This is a genomic window from Microbacterium sp. (assembly GCF_030149085.1).
Taxonomy (GTDB): domain Bacteria; phylum Actinomycetota; class Actinomycetes; order Actinomycetales; family Microbacteriaceae; genus Microbacterium.
Map to the genome: position 1 here is coordinate 1 of NZ_JASBSF010000379.1, position 3,149 is coordinate 3,149.

2 protein-coding genes are annotated in these 3,149 nt (G+C 65.5%); both read right to left on the reverse strand.

Annotated elements, in window-relative coordinates; genetic code table 11:
- Positions 1–132: 132 nt before the first annotated feature.
- A complete protein-coding gene (locus tag Q1V87_RS15175) occupies positions 133–1,908 on the reverse strand; it encodes a glycosyltransferase (protein ID WP_300594725.1) in 1,776 nt (591 codons plus the stop codon).
- Positions 1,905–3,089 (reverse strand): hypothetical protein, encoded by a 1,185-nt coding sequence (locus tag Q1V87_RS15180; protein WP_300594728.1) that lies wholly within the window; start codon positions 3,087–3,089, stop codon positions 1,905–1,907. The genes Q1V87_RS15175 and Q1V87_RS15180 overlap by 4 nt, the downstream gene beginning before the upstream one ends.
- Positions 3,090–3,149 lie beyond the last annotated feature (60 nt).

The window sequence follows — 3,149 nt, forward strand, 5'->3', positions numbered from 1 at the left end:
CCATCGTGCTTATCACCAAGGCGCACGTCGAGCAGAGGTTCCTTCTCGAGGCTTTCGGCGATGACTATCGGAAGTACGCGAGCCGCACTCCCCTGATGCTCTGGGGCCGCGGCATCCGCTGAGAGGACCGGGTCACCACGACATCCGGCGTTGACGCTCCACGGCGCTGCGCGCCTCCCGCTCCTCCGGGGTGAGTTCCGTCTCCGGCTCTTTCTCGGCGGACGGCTCCTCTGCCGGCGCGGGATCGGGGTGCTCCCCAGCGACGGCATGCGGAGCAGCGAACCGGGAGGTGCCGTGCTCCGTCTTCTCCCAGTAGTGCGGTCTGGTGATCAGCTGCCAGAGAGCCTTGTACGCGGCAATCGAGTGGAGGATCCAGAACAGGGGCTTCAGGAGAGCCCAGGGCACGAGCCCGAAGAGTCCCCGCTTATAGGGACCCATCATGTTCATGTAGATCAGCAGGGAGTAGCCGAGAAGGAAGTTCAAAGCGCTCAAGACGATCACGATCGGCGGGACCTCGACCGGGACGACGTAGAACGGCAACGCGAGGGCGAGCACGAGCAGGATCGCGAAGGGGATCACGCTGAGGAACGTGAAGGGCGTGCCGGCGATCAGGAGCGCGAACGCAGCGAACCGGCGGAGGCCGATCCGGCGGATCAGCGCTATGGGCTGCCTCGAGTGGACGAGCGCGGTCTGCATGTATCCCTTGATCCATCGGCTGCGTTGCTTGATGAACTGCGGAATGCGCGAGGTCGCCTCCTCCATCGTCGTGGCATCAACGACACCGACCCGGTACCCCAGGGCACTGGCACGGATGCCGAGGTCGGCGTCCTCGGTGACGTTGTAGGGATCCCATCCCCCGAGACGTCGAAGCGCCGTCATCCGGAAATGATTGGACGTCCCTCCGAGCGGGATCGGAAGGTCGGAGTCTTCGAGCCCCATGAGCATGTAGTCGAACCATGCCCCGTACTCGAGAGTGAACAGGCGCGTGAGGGCGTTCTCTCGCGCGTTGAAGTAGTTGAGTGAGGCCTGTACGACGGCGGTCGACTCGTCTGTGCGCGAGAACACGATGACCGCCTTCTTCAGTTGGTCGGGTTCGGGCGCATCCTCGGCATCGAAGATCACGAGGAACTCGCCACGCGCCAGTTCGAGGCCGACATTGCACGCGCGTGGCTTGGTCTGAGGTACGCCGGCCGGGATAGGCACGACGATGAAGTGCTCCGGGACGACTGACCGGGCGATCGCCGCCCGGGTCGCGTCATCGCCTTCTTCGACGAGGATCAGCACCTCGAGGCGGTCACGCGGATAGTCCAGGCGCCCCAGATTCGTCATGAGCTGGGCGACGACCTTCTCTTCGCGAAAGACCGGCACCAACACGGTGTAGAACGGCAGCTCGTCCTCGTCGAGCACCGACAGCTCGAACCGCGACACCTTGTTCACGAGGTCGTAGCGAGATCCCCGGAAGGCGACGACGAACTTGAACAGAACGCTCGCAAGAAAGAAGAGATTGATGGCGGCGAGGATGACGACAAGTGTCGCGCCCGTCAGCAGCACCGCACCGAGCACCGCAACGCTCGCCACGACCGCGAACCCGATCACCTGGCCCCGCGAGAGGACGGTGCGCGCCGAACGCACCGGATTCGCGTTCGCGAGTCCGTCCGCTGCCTCAGCGGCGAACTCTGCCGCGAACACCTCGATCACGGCGTCGATGATGAACTGCTGGCTCACCGGGACCACCTCGATCGGCGCGCCAAGATCGTCGGCGATCGCTTCCTCTTGCGCGGGGTCCAGCTCGCGCGACGCGCCGACCAGGATCGTGCCGTCCTCGCCGGCCGCGAGCGGAATCCATCCCTCGCGCGCGTAGACCGCGCGAAAGCCGACATCCAGCAGGCTTACATCGATGTCTGTCATCCGTCGCCCCCGCCGGAAGGAACCTGACCGAACCCCGTGAAGATGACCGACCACTCCTGGGCCTCGGGAAGTCGCGCGGCGACAACCCACCCGACGATGCCGACGAGCACGGAACACATGACGACGATCGCGGCGTGCTGCGCCGGCGATTCCGTCGGAAGGATGGCGACCGAAATATGCACGAGTAGGTAGGCGAGCGCTGCGGCAGCGATCAGCGGTGAACCCACCAGAACGCCGGCCAGAGCACCCACCGCGATCAGGAGCATCATCACGCCCGAGCGCGCGAAGCCGAAGACCCCGGCAGTTATGGCGACGACGAGCACGGGAGCGAGGTACAGCATCAGTGGCTCGCTGAGCGGGTCAGAGACTAGCGCCTCGATCGCACGGGCGGCACTTGTCGCATCGGTGCGGAGAAAGGTGAGCGGTCCCGAGCCGATGATCACGCCGGCAAGGGCGAGCGCGACAGTGACCGCGACAGTGGGAAAGGCCACGATGACCGCGTTCGCCGCCCGGGCCTGCGGGCGGGAGTGGATGAGCAGAGTCCCCACGATCGCGACCGTGAGAACGAGAGGAATGGCCCGCACGTCCGTCATCGCCGCAGCCCCGAGCAGCAGCCCCGCGCGAAATCCCGCCTGGGTGTTGGCGAGATTCTCAAAACGCACGATGTCGATGAGTCCGAGACCGAAGAGGACGACGGCGCCGAACATTGTGATGTCGGTTGCCGAGAGCAGCACGAAGACCGGCGAGATCAGCAGAGAGACCAGGACGACGAGGCGAATGATGCCGTGCAGCCCGCGGCGAAACATCGCCTGATCAAGGCCCTGAAGGAAGAAGCCTCCGAGCAGTGCCCCGGCGAGGGCGAGGAGCAACTCCGAGGGAAGGACCACGGCCGGCAGTGTGCCCAGCGGCGGCGAGAAGGTCGTGAGGAGCTGCCCGAAATCCGCTGCACCTGCGCCGTCGCGGACACGGGCTAGGAGCGACTGATTGGCAGTGTCGTGCCACGGCTCGGGAGCCAGCAGCGCGTAGCGCGCGACGACGATGACCAGAGGGAGAGCGAGGATGCCGCGCATTGTCCAGCGCAGCCACGCGCGCCGAGGATAGGGCGGCAGGACACCTGCGGAACTCTCCAGGAAGCGCGGCACATCGCGGTCGAACAGGTGCTGGCCGCTGAGCACGGACATTCTCGGTTCCGCTCGCCGATGAAGACAGATGACGTGCGGATTGTAGCGAAAGCCCCGGTC

Bases quoted from the DNA above. Each gene is read 5' to 3' on its own strand.
- Q1V87_RS15180 (WP_300594728.1), bottom strand. From the start codon at position 3,089: ATGTCCGTGCTCAGCGGCCAGCACCTGTTCGACCGCGATGTGCCGCGC.
- Q1V87_RS15175 (WP_300594725.1), bottom strand. From the start codon at position 1,908: ATGACAGACATCGATGTAAGCCTGCTGGATGTCGGCTTTCGCGCGGTC.